A 22,079-nucleotide genomic window follows, 5' to 3' on the forward strand; every position below is an offset into this window, starting at 1 on the left:
TTGTGATTAGCCGTGTGAGCGCTGTTCAAGCTATAGGTATGGCTTGGGAGGACTGAACGTATCCAGGCCATGTCGCTTAACGTGTCGCAAGCAGCAACGCCTGATAAGGCGAGCACCTTGGAGCAGGACGAAAAAAAACCGCCGCATAAGCGACGGTTTTTTAAATTTGGTTGCGGGGGCAGGATTTGAACCTACGACCTTCGGGTTATGAGCCCGACGAGCTACCATGCTGCTCCACCCCGCGTCAGAAAAGTAACTATAACATAGTTTTTGATTATGTACATAGTGTGGCGTGTTTATTTCATTAATATTTGTCGATGGCTACTGGGAAGGGCGTGAGGGCAGGATAAAACGGCCCTCAATTTTCTTGCGTCTTGCCGGTCGCAATGGTGTAATACAGACTGTGCTTACAGGTTCAGCCGGACTGGCATTTCTAAAAGCTCAAACGCGCAAGCGGCTCCCTGTATAGCGACCAGCTCGTATTGGCTGGCATCTAGCTGTGATAGCAGTCGGCTCCCCTACTAGGCGGGATGTCCCGGCAAAACGAATTTCTCTGTTTCTGGCTTTGCTTCAGGTTTAGGCAATCGATAACCCCTGCGGTGGTCTGTTGGTGCCTTGATGTTGGCATTCGACACTATAGACCTGCATTGCCCCGATCAGTTATTGCCCCAAATGTTGTTGTGCTGTTTTCGCGCCCTGTAAATCTCAGAAGCGCCAATTCAAATCCAGTCCGATAGGGCTTGCGGACATACTCATCATCAGCATGTGTGCTTACACAAATTTTTTAATTGCGTTTAATGCTGCTGTTTCTGGCGTTGGCCAGGGCGGTGTGTTTGCGTGCGCGTCCGCTCCGGTACAAAGCTCGGTGGCGAGTCGGATGCATGCAGTGCTTGTGATTTTTGCTACGGTGTTGAAGGCTGGCCTGCGTGTTCTGGCGCTGGACTGCGCCGAGCGCAAGATTGAAGATCAAAACGGCGGGCAACAAAAAAGCCAGCGCGAATTGGCTGGCTTGTTTGATTCTGCTAAGCAGTTCCGGATGATGGTTGCGGGGGCAGGATTTGAACCTACGACCTTCGGGTTATGAGCCCGACGAGCTACCATGCTGCTCCACCCCGCGCCGGAAAAGATAAATACTAACATGGAATTTTTGTTTTATGCAAGTATCGCCAGAAAGTGAGGCTTCCCAGTAGTGACTGAAAGTGAAATAATCCGAGTCCTGGAGACGGCTTTGCTGTGTGCGCAGCAGCCCATGAACAGCGCCGAGTTGCGCAAAATGTTTGTCTCCCCGCCGCTGAGCGCGGATGATCTGCGCCGTTATCTGGCTATCTTGCAACTGGATTGGAAAGAGCGTGGCCTGGAATTGGTTCAGGTTGCCTCGGGTTGGCGCTTTCAAAGTCGCCCGGCCATGCAAGTATTTTTGTCCCGTCTTAGTCTGGAGCGCGCGCCCAAGTATTCGCGGGCCGTGCTGGAAACCTTGGCGATTATTGCTTGGCGGCAACCTGTTACCCGTGGGGACATTGAGGACATACGTGGTGTTAGTGTGTCGACTCAAATTGTGCGTACCCTGGAAGATCGGGGCTGGATTGAAGTTCTTGGCTATCGTGACGCACCCGGACGCCCGGCATTGCTGGGAACGACCCGTCAGTTTTTGAATGATCTGGGGCTGCGTTCTTTGGATGAGTTGCCCGCAGTTGAAGCTCTGGATTCCCTGGATGTGCTGTCGTCCTTGCCCAGCGAGCAAGCGGCTGCGTCGGCAGAGCAGGGCAATGCATCGGATCAAGGGCTGGGTCATCAGCAGGGTGAAGATCATCAGGATCAGAGCCGGGAGCAGGCGGCACAGCAGGCTGCAGAGCAAGCGTTTGCATCTGTGGCAACGCAGCAGGCTGGTTCTGAGGCAGGGCAAGAAATAGAACAAGAAGCAGAACAAGACGCTGCTTTGGAAGTGGGCATGGAGCCGCTGCAGGCTTCTGTTGCTCAGCTTGAGCTGGGGTCCGAAGCGGATTCCAAGTCAGGCAGTCAGGACAATTTGCTTGGGGCAGTTTCAGAAGCGGAGCTGCCACAAACTGAACAAGCTGAAGTGAATACGACACCGGACCCCGTGGATGAGGCCCAGGCTGCGGCTGGCCTATCGGATGTACAGGTACCGGATGAAATAAAAAACTCTGGAGTAAATGATTAAAAATGACTGATTCGCACGAGACGAACACAGCCTCTACGTCGGACGCCTCAGGCGCGGCCGACCCCAAGAATCCCCGCGCGAAAGGCCAAGGGCGTAAGTTGCGCACCCCGTTTCGCCGCCGTCGTGGCGATGCTGCACAAGAGTCGGCCCCTCGCCAGAATGAACAGGCTTTGGCTGCCGCTCCTGACGAGGCCAAAGCCCGTCCGGCCCGCCCACAGAATAATCGACGCAAACCTGCGCCGGCGGGTCGTCGCCAAGATGCACGCGGTGGCGCCGGCAAGCGCCCTGGCAGCGCTCAGGATGCTCGCTATTCAAACGCGGCTGACGAGGCACCAGTTGTGATTCTGGATGGTGATGATGACATCGCATTCAGCCACCTGGACAAGCAAAATCGTCTGTCGCAGCGTCTGGGTAAATACATGGGTAGCGATTTGGTGCAGCCCAAATTGCACAAAGTGCTGGCTGAGGCTGGTATTGGTTCGCGCCGCGATATGGAGGAGCTGATTGTTGCGGGCCGTGTCTCTGTCAATGGCGAGCCTGCTCATATCGGGCAACGTGTCAGCGCAGACGACAAGGTGCGTATTAATGGTCAGTTGATCAATCGTGCCAACACCAAGCGCCCCCCACGCGTGATTCTGTATCACAAGCCTGCTGGGGAAATCGTGACGCACGATGATCCCGAAGGTCGCGCCACGGTGTTCGGTCGCCTGCCGTCTCTGAAAGTGGGCAAGTGGTTGTCCGTCGGTCGTCTGGATCTGAATACTGAGGGTTTGTTGATTTTTACTACCTCGGGCGATATTGCTAACCGCATGATGCATCCACGCTACGGCGCCGAACGTGAATACGCAGTACGTGTTCTGGGCGAACTCAGCGAAGAGCAAATGCAGTCCATGCGCGATGGCGTGCAGTTGGAAGACGGCGTGGCCAAGTTCGGCCTGATCGAGTTCCTGGGAGGCGAGGGCAGCAATCGTTGGTATCGCGTCACGATCCACGAAGGTCGTAACCGCGAAGTGCGCCGTATGTTTGAGGCGATGGGTGTGACGGTTAGCCGTTTGATCCGGACACGTTTTGGTGATGTGGGCCTGCCTAAGAACTTGCGCCGTGGTCGTTGGGAGGAGCTGGACGCTGATGTGGTGATGGCATTTATGCTGCGTCTGGGTTTGGTGAAAGAATCGGATGACGAGGGTGGTCACCAGCGTCGTGAGCGTCAGCCTCTGTCTCATGACAGTGCCTTGCCCCCCGGCTTCGGTACGCTGGAGCATAACGGCCTGAGCGGTGCCCGCATGGGCCGTGGTGGTCGTGTGGCAGGTCGCGGTCGCTCCTCGAACAATGTACGTGTGAATGAGTCCGTCAGCGGCGCCTTGTTCATCAGCGGTGGTTTGGCCAATGGCCATCCCGATGGTGGTCGTCGTGAGCACGGTGGTCAAGGGCGTGGTACTGCGCGCAGCGGGCAGGGTGTTCGTGGTCAGCAGCGCGGTCGTTCGGCAGAAGGGCGCTCTTCAGAGGGGCGTACACACGAAGGCCGCGGTCGCGAGGGGCGTTCGCAGGAAGGTGCGCGCGTACACAATGGCCGCCGCCCAGCGCGTGGCGATCAGGCGCGCGGTGAACCGGGGCGTAATGAGCAAGCCCGTGGCCAGGCTCGTGGAGGCCAGGAGGGGCGTGCGCCTTCGGCCCGCCGCAGTGCTTCCGATCGCGCCGGTGCCGGGCAAGCGCCTAAGGCACATGTGAAGAAAACAACAGTGGTGCGCCGTGTCAGCCGTCGTGATGATGACTGGCAGCCAGCCGGCTCGGCCGCTCATGAGTCCCACCTGGGACGCGGGCGTCGGTAAAGCCAAGTCGCGCGGACTTTGAGTTTGTGGCCCAAACCCTGCGGTTTGGGCCTGTAAGGCCGTGTGAATGCACGTATTTTCCGGTTTTCTGGTAGAATATAGAACTTGGCTCAGAGACGTTTGTGTCGGCTGGGTCTTTTTTGATGCTGCGCGCCAGCGAATAGGGCGGTCTTTCAAAGAAAAGACCGCGTGGATCATCCGGTTCGGTTGCGCCTGCAACTATCCCGAGTTTGACGTTGGCAATGCGCAAGACCAGGGCCCGCTTGACCCTCAAGTGAGCATGGTGACCATGGGCTGGCGTACAGCCCATTTTTTTTGGATTTTATGGCAGACATTCTGGCTTTGGCACAAGAGACCCTGGCGGGTACCGAGTACGAACTGGTGGACGTGGAGCGTGCGCCGCTAGGCTTGTTACGCATCGTCATTGATCACCCGGAAGGGGTGCGTATCGAACACTGTGAATGGGTGTCTAAACAATTATCGCGCGTTTTCGAAGTGGAAAACGTGGACTATAACCGCATGGAAGTGACTTCGCCGGGGATAGATCGCCCCTTGCTGCGCATTGGTGATTACGTGCGTTTTGCGGGCAGTCGGGTGCAGGTGCGCCTGCACGAAGCACTCGATAATCGGAAAGTGTTTGTGGGTACGCTCCACGCTCCTGAAGGGGCGCTACCGACTAGTGTTCCGCTGGATACCGTTTTTAGGCTGGAACTGGACGAAGCATCGGGCAAGCTGACGCAGGTCGAATTCACCTATGACCAGGTGGATCGTGCCAAATTGGATCCCGTTCTTGATTTCAAGGGTAAGAAGCGATGAGTCGCGAAATTCTATTGCTGGTCGATGCGCTGGCGCGTGAAAAATCCGTAGCGCGTGATGTCGTGTTCACCGCGCTCGAAAGCGCCCTGGCCTCGGCCATGAAAAAGCGCTTCAAAGAGGATGTCGATATCCGTGTGGAAATCGACAGGGAGACCGGCGCCCACGAAGGGTTCCGGCGTTGGTTGGTCGTGCCCGACGAGGCCGGCCTGCAAGAGCCCGATAAACAGGAAATGTTGTCGGACGCCCAGGAAATCGATCCCGAGCTGCAAGTGGACGATTACATCGAAGAGCCGCTCGAACCTATCGAGTTCGGTCGTATCGGTGCCCAGGCGGCCAAACAGGCCATTTTGCAAAAAATCCGCGACGCTGAGCGCGAGCAGGTTCTGAACGACTTCCTGGAGCGCGGTGAAACGATTGTTTCCGGTACGGTCAAGCGCATGGATAAGGGCGATGCCATTATCGAAATGGGCAAGATCGAGGCGCGTTTGCCTCGTTCGGAAATGATCCCCAAGGAAAATATCCGTGTGGGCGATCGCGTTCGTGCCTGGGTACAGAAAGTGGATTACGCCGCTCGTGGCCAACAGGTCATCTTGTCGCGTACCGCTCCTGACTTTATTAAAGAACTGTTCGAGAACGAAGTACCCGAGATCGAACAGGGTCTGCTGGAAATCAAGGCCGCTGCCCGTGATGCGGGTGTGCGTGCCAAGATCGCCGTTATTGCTTACGACAAGCGTATCGATCCTATCGGTACTTGCGTGGGCATGCGAGGTTCGCGCGTTACTGCCGTGCGTAACGAGCTGGGCGGCGAACAGGTCGATATCGTGTTGTGGGCCGATGATCCGGCCGAGTTTGTGATCGGTGCCTTGGCCCCGGCACATGTTGAATCCATTTTGGTGGACGAAGACAAACACGCCATGGACGTGGTGGTAGACGAAGAAAATCTGCCCAAGGCGATTGGTTCGCGTGGTCAGAACGTGCGTCTGGCATCGGAGTTGACCGGCTGGCAGATCAACATCATGACACCGGAAGAAAGCCGCAACCGACAGGATGAAGAGCGCGAAGAATTGCGCGCCATGTTCATGTCCCGTCTGGATGTGGACGAAGCCGTGGCCGATATTCTGATCGACGAAGGGTTTACCGGTTTGGAGGAAATCGCTTACGTGCCTATGCAGGAATTGCAGGATATCGAGGCCTTTGACGAGGAAACCGTCAACGAGCTGCGTGCCCGCGCCCGCAATGCACTGCTGAGCGAGGCCATTGCCAAGGAAGAATTGGTACAGACCGCGGTCAAGGAACTGGCAGGAATCGAGGGCATGACGCCCGAGCTGATCGCCGTACTGGCTGAAAACGAGATTACAACGCTGGATGAACTGGCGGAACTGGCAACGGACGAACTGTCCGAGATGACCGGCCTGGCGCAAGATGCAGCCAGCGACCTGATCATGCGTGCCCGTGCCCACTGGTTTGACGACGAGGCCTGATATGTCTAGCTAGGTCCCGCGCGTTGTATTCATTAAGAATAGTTGTAGTAAAGCAAGAGAGAGTCGAATGTCGAGTAACACTGTCGCCCAGTTCGCTCAAGAACTGAAAATGCCTGCGAATGTTCTGCTGGAGCAGTTGCGTAGCGCAGGTATTGAGCTCAAATCAGTTGATGACGCCATCACTGATTCGGATAAGGCGAAGCTGCTTGAATCGTTGCGCCGCTCGCACGGCAGTCAGGAAGGTCAGAAGATCACCCTGACTCGTCGTCAAACATCGGAGATCCGTCAGGATGACGGGTCGGGTCGTTCCCGCACGATTCAGGTGGAAACACGCAAAAAACGTGTGTTTGTAAAGCGTGATCCCTCCGAGCTGGTGGCAGAAGCCAATGCGGCATTGGCACAGGAAAATGCAAAGGAGCAAGCTGCTCAGGCCCAAGCGGCCAGTCAGGAAAAGCAGGCTGTTGAGCAGGCGCCCGCCGCGCCTGTCAGCGAGCCCGTGGCTCCTGTGGTCGCCGCTCCCGAGACCCCTGTGCAAGAGCAAGCCCCTGTTGAGTCCAAGCCTGAGCCCAAGCCAGAGCCTGAGCCCGAGGTGGTCGCCGCTCCTGAGCCGACTCCTGTTGTTGAGCCCGCGCCCGAACCTGCTGCTCCTGCAGAGCCCGTTGTGGCTGCGCAGGAAAACCCAAGCCAACCCGAGCCCCAGCCTCAGGAACAAGCCCCTGCGGCATCGGAACCCTCCGAAGCCGCTGCAGAGCCTGTTCAGGAAAGGGTCGAATCGGCTCCCTCTCCTACGGCCCAAGAAAAGCCTGTGGAACCTACTAAATCTGTGAACGACGCCCGTCAAGCTAACTCTGTGAATAAAAATCAGCACCCTCAAGGGACAAAAACGCCCACTTCGACTGGAAAACCTCGGGATATGGCCACCAATAGCCAGCGCCGTGCCGTGCGTGGCCCGGTGATTCCTCCTGTTGCCGCCGATGTGGAGCAAGACCAGGATCGTGATCGCGCCCGTAAGGCAGCAGAGGCGGAAGCCGCTGCGTTGCGCGATATGTTGAACCGTCCTCGTAAAGTCTTGCGTGCTCCCGAGCCAGAGGCTGATAGCAAGGCAGGTGCCAAGGGCGCTCAGAAAAAAGAGGTCAAAGGCGCCAAGGCTGAGAAGGTTCCAGGCAAACCCGTCAAGACTGACAGTACGCCTGGCTGGACCAGCGATGCCAGCCGCAAGAAGCAGCCTTCCAAGGCTGATGTGGCCTCCGCCGGTGCCGGTGGTGGTCGTGAAGGCTGGAAAGCCAATGCCAAGGCAGGCCGTGGCAAGGGTGGCCGTGGTGGCCGCAATGCTCAGGCCGAGCGTCGCGAACCACAAGTGGCAGAATTCATTGCCCGTGAAGTACACGTGCCTGAAACCATTTCGGTCAGCGACCTGGCTCACCGTATGGCCGTCAAGGCAGCCGAGGTGATCAAGCACCTGATGAAACTGGGTCAGATGGTCACCATCAACCAGGTGCTGGATCAGGAAACGGCCATGATTTTGGTCGAAGAGCTGGGTCACAAGGCCATTGCCGCCAAGCTGGACGATCCTGAAGCCTTCCTGGTGGATACGGATGCCCAAAACGATGCTGAACTGAAGCCTCGTGCTCCAGTGGTAACCGTGATGGGTCACGTTGACCACGGTAAAACGTCGCTGCTGGACTACATCCGTCGCGCCAAGATCGCGTCGGGCGAAGCCGGTGGTATTACGCAGCACATCGGTGCTTACAACGTGAAAACGGATCGCGGCACTGCCACTTTCCTGGATACCCCCGGTCACGAAGCCTTTACGGCCATGCGTGCTCGCGGTACCAAGGCTACGGACATCGTGATTTTGGTGGTGGCTGCAGATGACGGCGTGATGCCTCAGACTCGTGAAGCCATTCACCACGCTCGCGCCGCTGGCGTGCCACTGGTGGTGGCGATCAACAAGATCGACAAGCCCGAAGCTAACCCAGAGCGCGTCAAGCAAGAGCTGGTAGCCGAGGAAGTGGTGCCCGAAGAATACGGTGGCGATGTGCCCTTTATTCCTGTGTCGGCCAAGAGCGGCCAGGGCATCGACGAGTTGCTGGAAAACGTCCTGTTGCAAGCGGAAATGCTGGAGTTGAAGGCTCCGATTGATGCGCCTGCCAAGGGTACAGTGATCGAGGCCCGTCTGGACAAGGGTCGCGGTCCAGTGGCCACCATTCTGGTGCAAAGCGGTACCTTGAACCGCGGTGACAGCGTACTGGTTGGCGCTTCCTTTGGTCGCGTTCGCGCCATGTTGAACGAAACCGGCAAGTCGCTGAACTCGGCTGGCCCATCGATTCCAGTGGAAATCCAGGGTCTGACCGAAGTGCCAGCAGCGGGTGACGAACTGGTTGTGATGGCTGACGAGCGTAAGGCCCGTGAGATCGCCCTGTTCCGTCAAGGCAAGTTCCGTGATGTGAAACTGTCGCGTCAACAGGCCGCCAAGCTGGAGTCCATGTTCGACAACCTGGGTGAAGGTACGCAAACCCTGTCGCTGATCATCAAAACCGACGTGCAAGGTTCGCAAGAAGCTCTGGTGCAGTCGCTGGTCAAGTTGTCTACCGACGAAGTGCGCGTGGTGGTGGTACACGCGGCTGTGGGTGGCATCTCCGAGAGCGACGTCAACCTGGCTATTGCATCGAACGCGGTGGTAATCGGCTTTAACGTCCGTGCCGAGCAAAGCGCCAAAAAACTGGCCGAAGCCAACGGCATTGATCTGCGTTACTACAACATCATTTACGATGCGGTGGACGAGGTCAAAGCGGCTCTGTCCGGCATGCTGGCTCCCGAGCAGCGCGAAGAAGTCATCGGCATGGTTGAAATTCGCGAAGTCTACAACGTGTCACGTATTGGTAACATCGCCGGGTGTATGGTTACCGAAGGCGTGGTCCGTCGCGACTCGCAAGTTCGCTTGCTGCGCAACAACGTGGTGCATTGGAGTGGCTACCTGGATTCCCTGCGCCGCTTCAAGGACGATGTCAAGGAAGTGCGTTCCGGCTTCGATTGCGGTATCACACTGCGTGGCAACAACGACATCCAAGTGGGCGACCAGCTTGAGATCTTCGAGATCAAAGAGATCGCCCGGACACTGTAATTTATGGCACGACACAAGTCCAAACCAAACCCAGGGCGCAACCTGCGCCTGGCCGACCAGATCCAGAAGGATCTGGCGGTCCTGATCCAGCGCGAGATCGACATGACCCGCGCTGGTTTGATTACCTTGACCGGCGTGGAGCTGTCTCCTGACTACGCACACGCCAAAGTGTATTACTCGGTGCTGGGCGCCGAGCCCGAAGTCGCTCAGGCGGCTTTGACCGAGAAGGCCGGTTGGTTGCACTCGCTGCTGTTCAAGCTGCTGCACATCCATACCGTTCCAACTTTGCATTTTCATCACGACCGACAGTTGGAACGCGGCATGGAGCTCTCCAAGCTCATCGACAGCGCCAACCAGGCCGATAGCCAATTGACTGGCTCCGCGTCCAAGTCGGACGAACCAGACGAACAGCCCTGACGCGGCTGTTGTTTCTTCACGGATTGACACACAATGGCTACGCGAAAACGCGGGCAGTTGATTGATGGTGTGCTGCTACTGGACAAGTCCGACGGAATGTCCAGCAACCACGCTTTGCAGCGTGCCCGCCGCACTCTGGATGCCCGCAAAGCTGGCCATACCGGAACCTTGGACCCGTTTGCGACGGGTCTGCTGGTTTGCTGTTTTGGCCGGGCTACCAAAATTTCTGCCACGATGCTGGAAGCAGACAAAGCCTATGAAGCTACCTTGCAGTTTGGACAAGAAACCGATTCAGGCGACTTGACCGGCAATGTGGTGTCTCAGGCTCCGGCAGATTTTGCCGGCGTCACCCTCGAGGCGCTGGAAGCAGTATTGCCTGCTTTCCGAGGACCCATTACGCAGGTGCCGCCCATGTATTCCGCGCTCAAGCGCGATGGCAAGCCCCTGTATGAATATGCCCGTCAGGGTATAGAGCTGGAACGTGAGGCACGACATCTCGTGATTCACGATTTGCAGGTGCAAGACTTTACGCCGCAATCGGCGCGTTTGTTTGTACGTTGCAGCAAGGGAACCTATATCCGGACCCTGGCGCAAGACATTGGACGTGCTCTGGGGTGTTTTGCCCATCTGACGGCCTTGCGCCGGACAGAATTAGGACCTTTTCATATCGACGACGCCTACACCCTGGATGGGTTGCAGGCGATGGAAGACCCGATGTCGGCCTTGCTGGCCATCGAGAGCTTGCCTACCGAGATTTTGCCCAAAAAACTTCAATCAGAAGGATGAGTTATGAGACGCGCATTGCGCAATGTGGCCATTATTGCCCACGTTGACCACGGGAAGACCACCCTGGTCGATCAATTGTTGAGACAGGCAGGTACGTTCCGTGACAACGAACATATCTCCGAACGTGTCATGGACTCGGGCGATATCGAGAAAGAACGCGGTATTACCATTCTGGCGAAGAACTGTGCCGTCGAATACGAAGGCACCCACATCAACATTATCGACACCCCCGGTCACGCTGACTTCGGTGGTGAGGTCGAGCGCGTGCTGTCCATGGTTGATGGCGTGCTGTTGCTGGTGGACGCGGTGGAAGGCCCTATGCCTCAAACCCGTTTCGTGACTCGTAAAGCGCTGGAACTGGGTTTGCGTCCGATTGTGGTGGTCAACAAAGTTGACCGCCCTGGCGCCCGTCCTGACTTCGCGATCAACGCCACCTTTGATTTGTTCGACAAATTGGGCGCTACCGACGAACAGTTGGACTTCCCCATCATTTACGCATCGGGTCTGTCGGGCTACGCCGGTTTGACCGAAGACGTGCGCGAAGGCGATATGCGTCCTTTGTTCGACGCTATTTTGGAACACGTGCCCCAACGTGAAGACGACGTCAACGCACCCCTGCAACTGCAGATCTGTTCCCTGGATTACAGCTCCTACGTGGGCAAGATCGGTGTAGGCCGTGTGAACCGTGGCCGCGTGCGCGCTGCTCAGGATGTAGTCGTGAAATTTGGTCCTGATGGCGAAGTCATCAAGGGCCGCATCAACCAGGTTCTGAAGTTCAAGGGTCTGGAGCGTGTGTCGGTAGATGAAGCCGAAGCCGGTGACATCGTGCTGATCAACGGTATTGAAGAGTTGGGCATTGGTTGCACGGTAACCGATCCTGCTCACCAGGACGCCTTGCCTTTGCTGCGCATTGACGAGCCTACCCTGACCATGAATTTCATGGTGAACACCTCGCCATTGGCTGGCCGTGAAGGCAAGTTCGTGACCAGCCGTCAGCTGCGCGACCGTCTGGATCGCGAGCTGAAATCCAATGTGGCGCTGCGCGTTAACGAAACCGACGACGATACCGTGTTTGAAGTGTGCGGTCGTGGTGAGTTGCACCTGACCATTCTGATCGAAAACATGCGTCGTGAAGGTTACGAAATGGCCGTATCGCGTCCACGCGTGCTGATTCGTGAAGAAAACGGCGTCAAGATGGAGCCCTACGAGCAACTGACCGTGGACGTCGAAGACGGTCACCAAGGTGGCGTGATGGAAGAGCTGGGTCGCCGTCGTGGTGACTTGCAGGATATGGTTGCCGATGGCCGTGGTCGTACCCGTTTGGAGTACCGTATTCCCGCTCGTGGCCTGATTGGCTTTCAGGGCGAGTTCATGACGCTGACACGTGGTACTGGCCTGATGAGCCACACCTTTGACGAGTTCCGCCCCATGCGTGAAGGCGCGGTTGGCGAGCGTCGTAACGGCGTGCTGATCAGCCAGGACGACGGTGATGCCGTGGCCTACGCCTTGTGGAAACTGCAGGATCGCGGTCGCATGTTTGTGTCTCCCGGTGATGCCCTGTACGAAGGCATGATCATTGGTATTCACAGCCGCGACAACGACCTGGTGGTTAACCCCATCAAGGAAAAGAAACTGACCAACGTGCGTGCTTCCGGCAAGGACGAGCACATTGATCTGGTTCCACCTATCCGCTTGAGCCTGGAATACGCCGTGGACTTCCTGGATGACGATGAGCTGGTTGAAGTGACTCCCAAGTCCATTCGCCTGCGCAAGCGTTACCTGAAAGAACACGAGCGCCGTCGCAGTCAACGCGAAAGTTAATTCTTCGGGTTTTGCGATAGGAGAAAACGCCTGCTTGATGCAGGCGTTTTTTTTATTCTATATTGGCAGGGTTGGGCCATATGTGAGAAAGTTATTAAGAAGCTGGGGTGTATGCATAATCGCCCCGGCTTGTTTTTTAAATCGGCAAAGGGTGTGAGATAAATAAATTTGATTGGATAACTCATCAAAAAAGAAACGGCCGTTTTAATTTCTGCTTAATACTTATTTGATACAAATTGGCTGGACACATTACCAAGCTCGCTTTGCATAGTCTCAGTGATTGCTGTGTACCATCCTGTTTTTGCTTGATTTTTCTGTGAATCAGGGTGCGCTTCACAGTTTCCCCCATTAAGGAGAATACTGATGGTGCAGCATATTGTGATTGTAGGTGGTGGTATTGGCGGTACGATGACCGCCAATCATCTGGTGACCAAGCTATACCCGGAAATTCGTTCGGGCAAAGTCCGCGTTACTCTGTTGTCCAATTCCCCTTGGCATTATTACAAGCCCGCTTTTATGTATGTGGCTTTTGATGCCTTTTTCCGGGACGAGCTGCGGCGACCGCAAATTTCCCTTTTACGCCCTGAAATTGATTTCCAGCTGGAGGAGGTCAGTGGCTTTGATTTCTCAGCCAGCCGTTTGCACTGCGCCAGCGGTAAGAAGATCGATTACGACTATCTGGTGCTGTCTACGGGTTGCGTGCCATCACCGGAAAAAATCGAGGGCCTGAAAGAGGGCGGTGATCATTTCTATCAGCACGCCCCTGCCCGTCAGTTGGCTGACCGTCTGAGCAGGCTGGAGAAAGGCCGCGTGCTGGTTACCGTCACCTTCCCCAAAACCCATAATGTTCCGCATCAGTGCGGCATCGCGCCGGTAGAAACTACCTTGATGCTGGATGAATACCTGCGTCGTCGTGGCGTACGGGACAAGGTGGAGATTGCCTATACCTATCCCACCACGTCCCAGCTCCTGCGTAATTGCCTGTTCATGCAGAACGAGGTTTGCCAGGTCTTGCCGCCAATTTTTGAGGATAGGGATATCAAGCATCAACGCGGTTTTACCTTGAGCCGAGTGGACCCTGAACGCAAGATTGCGTATTCCGAGGAAGGGGCGGAAGAGCCATTTGACCTTTTGATGGCAACACCGCCAATTACGGCAGTTGCAGCGGTTCGTGATTCGGGGATCTCTCAAGCCGCCGACAACGAGGGCTGGGTCCCCACCGATCATCAAACCATGAAGGTGCTGGGCCTGGACAATGTGTACGTGCTGGGTGACACGGTGGACCTGCCCATCAGTAAAGCAGGTGGCTCATGTCACAACCAGTCGCCTGTGGTGGTCAATAATCTGGCCTCCGAGCTGCGATTCGGGCGTACTTGTGACGAATACGACGGCCGTGTGGTTGCGGTAGCCCAAATGGGTCTGGAGGGGGGGATGCCGCTCTGGTATGACTACAAGGAGGATGTGCATCCTACGCCGCCCACCAAGCTGGGGGGCCTGCTGCGCAAGGGCTTTAATCGGGGTATTTACTGGGCCGTGGCCCGTGGCTTGGTCTAAGTCAGGAGAGACAGATGAATTCGGTATCGGATAAATCCTTGAACCCCGGCGATGCGGGTGCGGCTCAGAAGTCCCCCTCTGCCCTGGAAAGCCTGCTTGGAGAGGATCCGGGCATCAAGGGCCTGGATGAGTTGATCGGCAAGATCGAACCCTTATTGGCTGGTGGTCGTTTGAATCGGGTGGTGGATGCCGTGTCCCTGCTGGCCGATCTGGTGGACATGACGGACGACTATATGCTTGAGAAGCTCATGAAGGGCTTTGAGGAGGGCGTAGGAGCCGCCTGGTCAGTTGGAAACGCGGCCCGTATGGCTGCGGATCAAGTGCGAGCGACGGAGACGACCCCGACTCTGATGGGCCTGATACGCCTGGCCAAGGAGCCAGAAGTGCGTCGCGGTCTGACTTTCTTTTTGATGATGGCCGGTGTGATGGGACGTCAGATGCGCTATCAGAACCTGGATCATACAGGCGATTGACAGGGCGCTTGTGTCGCTAAAGAAAAATGGGCCGCTTTTGCAAGCGGCCCATTTTTTTGCTCAGCACCTCAGCACCTCAGCACCTCAGCACCTCAGCACCTCAGCACCTCAGCACCTCAGCGTTTAGTGATTCAAGAACGCCATTTGGCGCTTTTCCACAATCCGGAAGGCACCCACCAAAATGAAAGACACGCACAGGTAAATCAATGCGGCAATCCCGTAGGAGGTGAAGGTCTGATAGGTGGCTGCATTGGCATCACGCGCGATCTTGAGCAGGTCGGGAACCGTGGCGGTAAAGGCCAGTGAGGTGGCATGCAGCATCAGGACCACTTCATTGCTGTAAGCCGGTAGGACACGACGCAGGGCTTGCGGCAAGATCACGCGGCGGTACAAGGTCCAGCCGGACATGCCATAGGCACGGGCCGACTCGACTTCACCAGAAGGCATGGAGCGGATGGCACCGGCAAAAATTTCGGTGGTGTAGCCGACTGTATTCAAGGTCAGCGCCAGAATCATGCAGTTAAAGCCGCTCATGAAGAAAGCTTCCAGTGCAGGCACCGATTTGACAATGGCCAGCTTGTACATGGCGGTGTAGATCAGCAGGATCTGCACATACAAGGGCGTACCACGGAAAAAATAAGTGAAGGCACCGATAGGGCGCGACAGCCAGGCTTTGCCGGAAACGCGGCCAATGGCCATGAAAATCGACAGGAAAAAGCCGATCACGACCGAAATCACCAGCAGCCACAGGGTCATGGCCAGGCCCGAGAGCTGACCATTGCTTTGGTACAGATAGGCGCGCCAGAATTCGTTCAGAACATCCATTAGAACTGCGCTCCTTTCACGCCAATGTTGTAGCGTCGTTCCAGGTAGCCCAGCCCGATATTGCTCACAGCGGTCAGGCCCAGATAGATCAGGGCGGTGATACCCACAAACAAGAAGGAATTGAAGGTCGCGTTCCCCGCGTTTTGGGCAATCTTGACCACATCGCTCAGGCCGATCAAAGACACCAGTGCGGTGGATTTGAGCAGGATTTGCCAGTTATTGCCCAGTCCGGGCAGCGCGTAGCGCATCATTTGCGGGATCTGGATGCGGTGCAGAACTTGCCAGGCGCTCCAGCCACAGGCCTTGCCCGCCTCCATCTGGCCTTTGGGGATGGCCATCAGGGCACCGCGAAAGGTCTCGGCAAAGTAGGCACCATAAATAAAGCCCAGGGTGACCACACCGGCACCGAAGGGATCGATCTCGATCATGTCCCATTCCAGCCAGTCTGTCAGTTCGTTCAACCAGATTTGCAGGCTGAAAAAGAACAACATCAAGAGCACCAGGTCCGGGACGCCCCGAATCAAGGTGGTATACAAACCGCCCACCCAACGCAGCAGCGAAGCGCGAGACAGTTTCATCAGGGCAGCGACCAGACCGAGCACCAGGGAAACCAGCAGCGAGAGCACAGCTAGTTTGATGGTTTCCCAGGTGCCGACCAGCAACTGTGGCCCATAACCGTAAAGCAACATGGTTCAGGTATCCAGGTCAGGGCGCAATGCGAATGTTTTCTTTTTGGAAGTATTTGTCGGCAAAGGTCTGCATGGTGCCATCGGCCTTCATTTCGCGCAGAACTTCATCAATAGTTTTTTTGAGTTTTTTGTTGCCTTTACGAATGCCCATGGCAATGGGTTCGTTCAAAATGGGGCTGTCGTCCACGGTGCTGCCGGTCAGCTCAAAATCGGCGCCGGCCGGTTTGCTCAAAAAGCCTTCGATGGCGTTCTGGGCTTCCTGGAAAGTGGCGTCAACCCGGCCGCCGGCCAGGTCATTGAAGGCATCGGTATAGCTGGGGTAGGCGACAATGGTGACGCCGTTATTGGCCCAGTTCTGGCGCGCATAGGTTTCCATGGTGGTGCCTTGCTGCACGCCCACACGCTTGCCTTTCAGGGATTCGGCGGTGGGCTCCAGGCCGCTGCCTTTGCGTGCGGCCAGGCGCACCGGCACGATGTACATGGGCTCGCTAAAGTCGATGACCCTGGCGCGCGCCTCAGTAGCTGTCATGGTGGAGTTGGCCAGATCGAACTTGCGGGCTTGCAGGCCGGGGATCAAGCTGTCAAAAGACTGGTCGATCCACACGCACTTGGCCTGCAGGCGTTTACAGATTTCGTTGCCGATATCGATATCAAAGCCTTGCAGCTCGCCACTGGGGTCCAGAAACTCGAAAGGGGGATAGCCCGCTTCCGTGGCAAAACGGATTTCGGATGGTTCGTCTGCGTGAGCGGCAGCGGGTACTAAAGCACTGCAAAAAGCCACCATCAGGAGGCGGGCAAGCATTTTGTTCATGTGAAGGACTCCGGCAAATATCGACTAGCTTGTGGCATTCAATACAAATTCGGCCCTGCTGATGGAGGGCCGAAGAAAGACTGCAAATTTAACCCGTACGCCTTACTGGGGCAATGCGGGTTCCGCCCTAGGCAGCACGCAGCATTGGTTGATGTAGCCCATGACCTCGTCCAAATCGTCGGTCAGGACCAGTAAATTCAGGTCTTTGGGGCCAATCAGCCCCATCTCCATTAAATGCTCACCAATCCAGTCGATCAGGCCGGACCAAAAGGAAGTGCCGATCAGTACAATGGGGGCGGGTGGGACTTTGCCTGTTTGAACCAGGGTCATGACTTCAAACAGCTCGTCCAGGGTGCCAAAGCCGCCAGGCAGGGCAATGTAGGCCCAGCTGTGCATGAAAAAGGTCGCCTTGCGCGAGTAGAAGTATTCGAACTGAAGACTGTGCGTCTGGTAAGGATTGTTGGTGGTTTCGTGGGGCAAGCGTATATTCAGGCCAACACTTTGCCCGCCTGCTTCGTATGCGCCTTTATTGGCGGCTTCCATCAGGCCAGGGCCGCCGCCCGCAATCAGGGTGACGCCCGCTTCGGCCAGCCGACGGCCCAGTTTCTGGGCCAGTTCGTAGTAAGGATGGCCGGGTTTGATGCGTGCGCTACCGAAAACACTTACGCCAGCACCCATTTCTTTTAATGTATCGACCGCAGTTTGCAGCTCCTTCATGATGGTAGGAATCTGCTCAGAGGCCGGTAAACGGACGATTTTATTGTTAGACATGAAAAAAACCTTGTTGCTCGTTGATGGTTCCAGCTATCTGTACCGAGCGTACCATGCGATGCCTGATCTGCGAAACGCGCAAGGCCAGCCTACAGGCGCCTTGTACGGGGTCATCAATATGTTGCGCCGCCTGCTACAGGATTATCAGGCCGACTATATGGTATGCGTTTTCGATGCCAAGGGCCGCACCTTCCGGGACGATCTGTACGATCAATACAAGGCTAACCGGCCCTCCATGCCCGAAGATATGGCGGAGCAAATAGAGCCTATTCACAAAGCGGTACGCGCCATGGGCTGGCATCTGATTTGTCAGTCCGGCGTGGAGGCTGACGATATCATCGGCACACTTTCTCGTCTGGCGGCCGAAAACGGCATCGAGACGGTGGTCTCTACCGGAGATAAGGACTTGGCCCAGCTGGTCAATGAGCATGTGCAGCTGGTCAACACCATGAGTAACGAAAAGCTGGATATAGAGGGGGTCACCAATAAGTACGGAGTACGCCCAGATCAGATTATCGATTATTTGATGCTGATTGGCGACACCTCGGACAATATTCCGGGCGTACCCAAGGTGGGCCCCAAGACAGCCGCCAAGTGGTTAGGTGAATATGGCAGCCTGGATGAGTTGTTGCAGCATGCCGACAAAATCAAGGGTGTGGCTGGCCAGAATCTGCGCGATTTCAGCGCTAACTTTGAAATGACGCGCAAGCTGGTGACGGTCAAGCTCGATTGTGAGGTGCCTGGTTTTACGGGTGACTTCGGTGCGCTGGAGCCGGAGCCTCGTGACAATGCCGTGTTGCAGGATATCTATGAAACCTATGGTTTTCGCAGCTGGTTGCGTGAATTGACGGATGATCCCAAGCGCGTGCCTGCCCAGGATGCCCGCGTCCAGGCTGAAACGCCTGCGGCACCCGCTGAGCTGGATTATCAGACCGTCACGACGAAAGAGCAATTGCAGTCCTTGCTAAGCCTGCTGGAGAAGGCCGAGCTGGTGGCGCTGGATACGGAAACCACGTCCTTGGACCCTTTGATGGCGCGTCTGGTGGGTTTGTCTGTATCGGTCAAGGCGGGTCAGGCTTTTTATGTGCCGGTTGCTCACCGTGGTTCGCTGGATGTAGAGCAGTTGAATAAAGACGATGTGCTGGAAACTCTACGTCCCTGGCTGGAAAACGCAGAGGCGGCCAAGGTCCTGCACAATGCCAAATACGATACGCATGTCCTGCTCAATGAAAAAGTCAGCTTGCGCGGTATCCGCGAGGACACCATGTTGCAGGCGTATGTCTTGCAGTCGCACAAGCGCGTCAGCATGGATGAGCTGGCCTTGCAATGGCTGGGTTTGAAAGGCACGTCTTACGAGGATATTTGCGGCAAGGGTGCCAAGCAGATCGGTTTTGACGAGGTGGACATCCCTGTTGCGTCTCACTATGCCTGTGAAGATGCGGACTACACCTTGCGTTTGCATCAGTGCCTGCGTCCTCAAGTGGCCAAGCAAGAAGGTCTGGAGCGTATTTATTTGCTGGAAGTGCAGGCTTCGGATGTGCTGACGATTGTGGAGCGCAATGGCGTCAAGATTGATGTGCCTACCTTGGCGCGTCAAAGCCACGAGCTGGGCCAAAAAATGCTGGAGCTGGAAAACAAGGCTTACGAGTTGGCCGACCAGCCTTTCAACATGAACTCCCCCAAGCAAGTGGGCGAGATTCTGTTCGGCAAGCTCGGTATTCCAGTGGTTCGTAAAACGGCCAGTGGTGCTCCGTCTACTGACGAGGACGTCCTGACCCGCTTGGCTCAGGATTACCCCTTGCCGCAGGTGCTGCTGGAGTACCGTGGTCTGGCCAAGCTCAAGTCCACTTATACGGACAAGCTACCCAAAATGGTGAATCCGGACAGTGGCCGTGTGCATACCCGTTATGCACAGGCTGCCGTGATAACTGGGCGTCTGGCCTCCTCCGATCCTAACTTGCAGAACATTCCGGTGCGTACGGCAGAAGGGCGTCGTGTTCGTGCCGCCTTCGTGTCCGAGTTGGGCAAAGTGGTCTCGGCTGACTATTCCCAGATCGAATTGCGTGTGATGGCGCATGTATCGGGCGACGCCAATTTGCAGCAGGTCTTTGAGCAGGGTGGGGACGTGCACACAGCGACCGCTGCCGAGATTTTTGGTGTGGATGCCAAAGATGTTAGCTCTGACCAGCGCCGTGCCGCCAAGGCGATTAACTTCGGTCTGATCTACGGCATGGGTGAGTTTGGTCTGGCCAGCAACCTGGGCATTACCCGTGATGCTGCCCGTGCTTATATTGATCGCTACTTCGCTCGCTATCCTGGCGTGGCCAGCTATATGACTCGCATCAAAGCCCAGGCTCATGAGCAAGGTTATGTGGAAACCGTGTTTGGTCGCCGCCTATGGCTGCCGGAACTGAAAGGTGCAAAAGGGCCGCGCATGGCCGGTGCAGAGCGTGCCGCCATTAATGCACCGATGCAGGGCACGTCGGCTGACCTGATCAAGATGGCCATGGTGGCTGTGCAGCGTTGGCTGGAAGAAAAGGGCCTGCGCACGCAGATGGTGATGCAGGTCCATGACGAACTGGTATTCGATGTACCTGAGGACGAGCTGGATATTTTGCGTGAAAACCTGCCTGGCCTGATGTGCAATGTGGCCAAGCTGGATGTCCCACTGGTTGCCGAGGTGGGGGTGGGCGATAACTGGGAACAGGCGCACTAAAGGCTTCTGATAGACTCAACAGCAAGGCGACCTGATGGTCGCCTTGCTTGTTTTCGAGTCGCTGGAGTTTCGCGGGCCGGGTGTGGCACGCTTTGATGATGTATCTAGTCCTCGTTGGAGCGTACCCGGTTGGGAAGCAGCTCGTCGTGCTTGGCTAGAATCGGATAGGCTGCCGCGCTGACCAGATAGGAGTTAATGGTGCGCACGTCACGCAAGATCTCCAGATACAAGGAGCCTTGCTCGGCAACGTCCAACTGACCGGCCTTGATCTGGCGAAGATGACGGTCCGCAGCTGCAACTTCCAGTTCGCGGAAAAAGTCTTTTTCAAACGCCAGGAAGCGGGCCGTTTTGACGTCCTCGGCTACAAACAGGGCTGCGGCCTGACGTTGGTTGCGAATTAGCCTGTCCATGACCTTGCCGATCTCGGCTTGCTCTTCCGTTTGCAGTATCCAGCCCTGTTTGCGCAGCTTGGCCGTATGGCTGAGCAAGCCATTGACGCTGATGGTGGCGGCGTGCGAGATATTGGTGGAAAAAGTCAGAATATCGTTCAGGCGACGCGTATCTTTCTTGTTCAGGTTTTCCTGATCCATGCTGGCCAGATATGTAGTGATCAATGGCTCCAGACGGTTGACGGCATTGCTGATATAGCGCGCATGGTTAATGCTTTGGGCACTATTGCTCAGCATGTTCTGGCGGGCCGTGTCCAGGATCTCTTGCAACATATCAGACAGGCGCAGTGCTTCCCGCGCCGCATTGCCCAGGGCCACCGCAGGGACTTCCTGGGCAGATTGGTCCAGATACAAAGGCAGGCCAGGATCATCCGGGTCGGTGCGACGGGGCAGATAACGGCTCAGCAGGCGCGAATAGGGTTTGAGCAAAGGCAGGAACAAGGCCGCCACGGCCAGATTGAAGAAGGTGTGGAAGTTGGCCACGGCACGGGCGGGTTCATCGGTGAACCAGCTCATCAAATCCGGAATCCAGGGCAACACAATCATGCCAATCAGACAGCCAAACACACGTGTGCCTAAGTTGCCTATGGGCACACGTTTGTTGGCTGGGTCTTTCGTGCTGCCAGCCCCTTCCAGAATCGGATTGATGGCGGTACCCACGTTAGCACCCAGCACCAGCGCGTAGGTTAGCTGCGGGTCCATATGCTGATGGCTGGCCAGCGAGATGATCAGCACCACAATAGCCACACTGGAGTGCGCGGCCCAGGTCAGCAGTGCCGCCAGCAACATTCCCGTCATGGGACTGCCTGCCAGAGCTTCCAGAATGGTTTGCAGCAGGGGGGCGTCCTGAATGGGCGAGAACAGGCCCACTAACTCATGCAAGGACAGCAGCAAAAGGCCCAGGCCAATAAAGACGCGGCCCAGGTCGCGTCGGCGTCCAGGCTCTTGCGAGCGGAACAACCAAACACCCAGAAGAATCAGGGCAGGAGCCAGCGCGGTCATCTTGAAGGACAGCAGTTGCACGATCAGCGTCGTGCCCACATTGGCGCCCAACATGGCGGCCAGGGCCGGAACCAGGGCAACCATGCCGGTGGCGGCAAAGCTGGTAATCATCAGACCGGTGGCGGTACTGCTTTGAATGGCGGCGGTAATGGCCGCACCCGCAAAAAAGGCGCGACGGGGGCGACCCAATGCGTGACCCATCCAGATGCCCAGTTCGGCACCGAAGGCGCGTTGCACACCGCTTTGCACCATGTGGATACCCCACAGGAGCAAAGCGATATATCCCCCGAAATCGAGAAGTGCGAAGATTTCTTTCATGGCTAAATAATAGCCCAG

At 56.4% G+C, this 22,079-nt stretch carries 16 protein-coding genes and 2 tRNA genes; 11 read left to right on the forward strand and 7 right to left on the reverse strand.

Features of this window, described 5'->3' with window-relative positions; genetic code table 11:
• Positions 1-167: 167 nt before the first annotated feature.
• Both LNA76_RS12240 and LNA76_RS12245 read right to left on the reverse strand, forming a co-directional pair.
• Positions 168-244, reverse strand: a tRNA-Met gene (locus tag LNA76_RS12240).
• A 796-nt stretch (positions 245-1,040) separates the two neighbouring features.
• A tRNA-Met gene (locus tag LNA76_RS12245) sits at positions 1,041-1,117 on the reverse strand.
• Between the two features lie 132 nt (positions 1,118-1,249).
• Here LNA76_RS12245 and scpB point away from each other — a divergent pair.
• From scpB to LNA76_RS12295, 10 genes are all read left to right on the forward strand, one after another.
• Positions 1,250-2,179, forward strand: coding sequence for an SMC-Scp complex subunit ScpB (scpB, locus tag LNA76_RS12250; RefSeq protein ID WP_230019160.1), 930 nt, complete (start codon positions 1,250-1,252; stop codon positions 2,177-2,179).
• A 2-nt stretch (positions 2,180-2,181) separates the two neighbouring features.
• Complete coding sequence (rluB, locus tag LNA76_RS12255; RefSeq protein ID WP_125278005.1) at positions 2,182-4,008, forward strand: 23S rRNA pseudouridine(2605) synthase RluB; 1,827 nt, start codon at positions 2,182-2,184, stop codon at positions 4,006-4,008.
• 324 nt (positions 4,009-4,332) lie between these two features.
• On the forward strand, positions 4,333-4,824 hold the full coding sequence (gene rimP, locus LNA76_RS12260; RefSeq protein ID WP_094195988.1) for a ribosome maturation factor RimP: 492 nt from the start codon (positions 4,333-4,335) through the stop codon (positions 4,822-4,824).
• Positions 4,821-6,305, forward strand: a complete 1,485-nt coding sequence (nusA, locus tag LNA76_RS12265; RefSeq protein WP_108727906.1) for a transcription termination factor NusA — start codon at positions 4,821-4,823, stop codon at positions 6,303-6,305. The genes rimP and nusA overlap by 4 nt, the downstream gene beginning before the upstream one ends.
• Positions 6,306-6,372: 67 nt before the next feature.
• Positions 6,373-9,429, forward strand: coding sequence for a translation initiation factor IF-2 (gene infB, locus LNA76_RS12270; RefSeq protein ID WP_230019161.1), 3,057 nt, complete (start codon positions 6,373-6,375; stop codon positions 9,427-9,429).
• 3 nt (positions 9,430-9,432) lie between these two features.
• Positions 9,433-9,846: a 30S ribosome-binding factor RbfA gene (gene rbfA, locus LNA76_RS12275; protein WP_094195991.1), complete on the forward strand. Its 414-nt coding sequence runs from the start codon at positions 9,433-9,435 to the stop codon at positions 9,844-9,846.
• A gap of 33 nt (positions 9,847-9,879) precedes the next feature.
• Complete coding sequence (gene truB, locus LNA76_RS12280; RefSeq protein WP_022983561.1) at positions 9,880-10,632, forward strand: tRNA pseudouridine(55) synthase TruB; 753 nt, start codon at positions 9,880-9,882, stop codon at positions 10,630-10,632.
• Between the two features lie 3 nt (positions 10,633-10,635).
• A complete protein-coding gene (gene typA, locus LNA76_RS12285) occupies positions 10,636-12,453 on the forward strand; it encodes a translational GTPase TypA (protein WP_094195992.1) in 1,818 nt (605 codons plus the stop codon).
• A 363-nt stretch (positions 12,454-12,816) separates the two neighbouring features.
• A complete protein-coding gene (locus LNA76_RS12290) occupies positions 12,817-14,007 on the forward strand; it encodes an NAD(P)/FAD-dependent oxidoreductase (RefSeq protein ID WP_094195993.1) in 1,191 nt (396 codons plus the stop codon).
• Positions 14,008-14,021: 14 nt separating this feature from the next.
• Complete coding sequence (locus LNA76_RS12295) at positions 14,022-14,480, forward strand: DUF1641 domain-containing protein (protein ID WP_203226718.1); 459 nt, start codon at positions 14,022-14,024, stop codon at positions 14,478-14,480.
• 123 nt (positions 14,481-14,603) lie between these two features.
• Here the strand turns inward: LNA76_RS12295 and hisM are convergent, their stop codons facing one another.
• From hisM to LNA76_RS12315, 4 genes are all read right to left on the reverse strand, one after another.
• Positions 14,604-15,305, reverse strand: a complete 702-nt coding sequence (gene hisM, locus LNA76_RS12300) for a histidine ABC transporter permease HisM (protein WP_094195994.1) — start codon at positions 15,303-15,305, stop codon at positions 14,604-14,606.
• The gene (locus LNA76_RS12305) at positions 15,305-15,994 is read right to left on the reverse strand and encodes an ABC transporter permease (protein WP_042484236.1); all 690 of its coding nucleotides are present in this window, start codon (positions 15,992-15,994) and stop codon (positions 15,305-15,307) included. Before LNA76_RS12305 ends, hisM begins: the two co-directional genes overlap by 1 nt.
• Before the next feature lie 16 nt (positions 15,995-16,010).
• On the reverse strand, positions 16,011-16,805 hold the full coding sequence (locus LNA76_RS12310) for an ABC transporter substrate-binding protein (RefSeq protein ID WP_094195995.1): 795 nt from the start codon (positions 16,803-16,805) through the stop codon (positions 16,011-16,013).
• Positions 16,806-16,907: 102 nt separating this feature from the next.
• The gene (locus LNA76_RS12315; RefSeq protein WP_094195996.1) at positions 16,908-17,576 is read right to left on the reverse strand and encodes a TIGR00730 family Rossman fold protein; all 669 of its coding nucleotides are present in this window, start codon (positions 17,574-17,576) and stop codon (positions 16,908-16,910) included.
• Between LNA76_RS12315 and polA the strand changes: the two genes are divergently transcribed.
• Positions 17,575-20,292 (forward strand): DNA polymerase I, encoded by a 2,718-nt coding sequence (polA, locus tag LNA76_RS12320; RefSeq protein WP_094195997.1) that lies wholly within the window; start codon positions 17,575-17,577, stop codon positions 20,290-20,292. The genes LNA76_RS12315 and polA overlap by 2 nt on opposite strands.
• Positions 20,293-20,396: 104 nt before the next feature.
• Here the strand turns inward: polA and LNA76_RS12325 are convergent, their stop codons facing one another.
• Positions 20,397-22,061: a Na/Pi cotransporter family protein gene (locus tag LNA76_RS12325; RefSeq protein ID WP_094195998.1), complete on the reverse strand. Its 1,665-nt coding sequence runs from the start codon at positions 22,059-22,061 to the stop codon at positions 20,397-20,399.
• Between the last annotated feature and the right edge of the window lie 18 nt (positions 22,062-22,079).

The organism is Alcaligenes sp. MMA, from assembly GCF_020907215.1.
In the GTDB taxonomy this organism is placed as follows: domain Bacteria; phylum Pseudomonadota; class Gammaproteobacteria; order Burkholderiales; family Burkholderiaceae_B; genus Alcaligenes; species Alcaligenes aquatilis.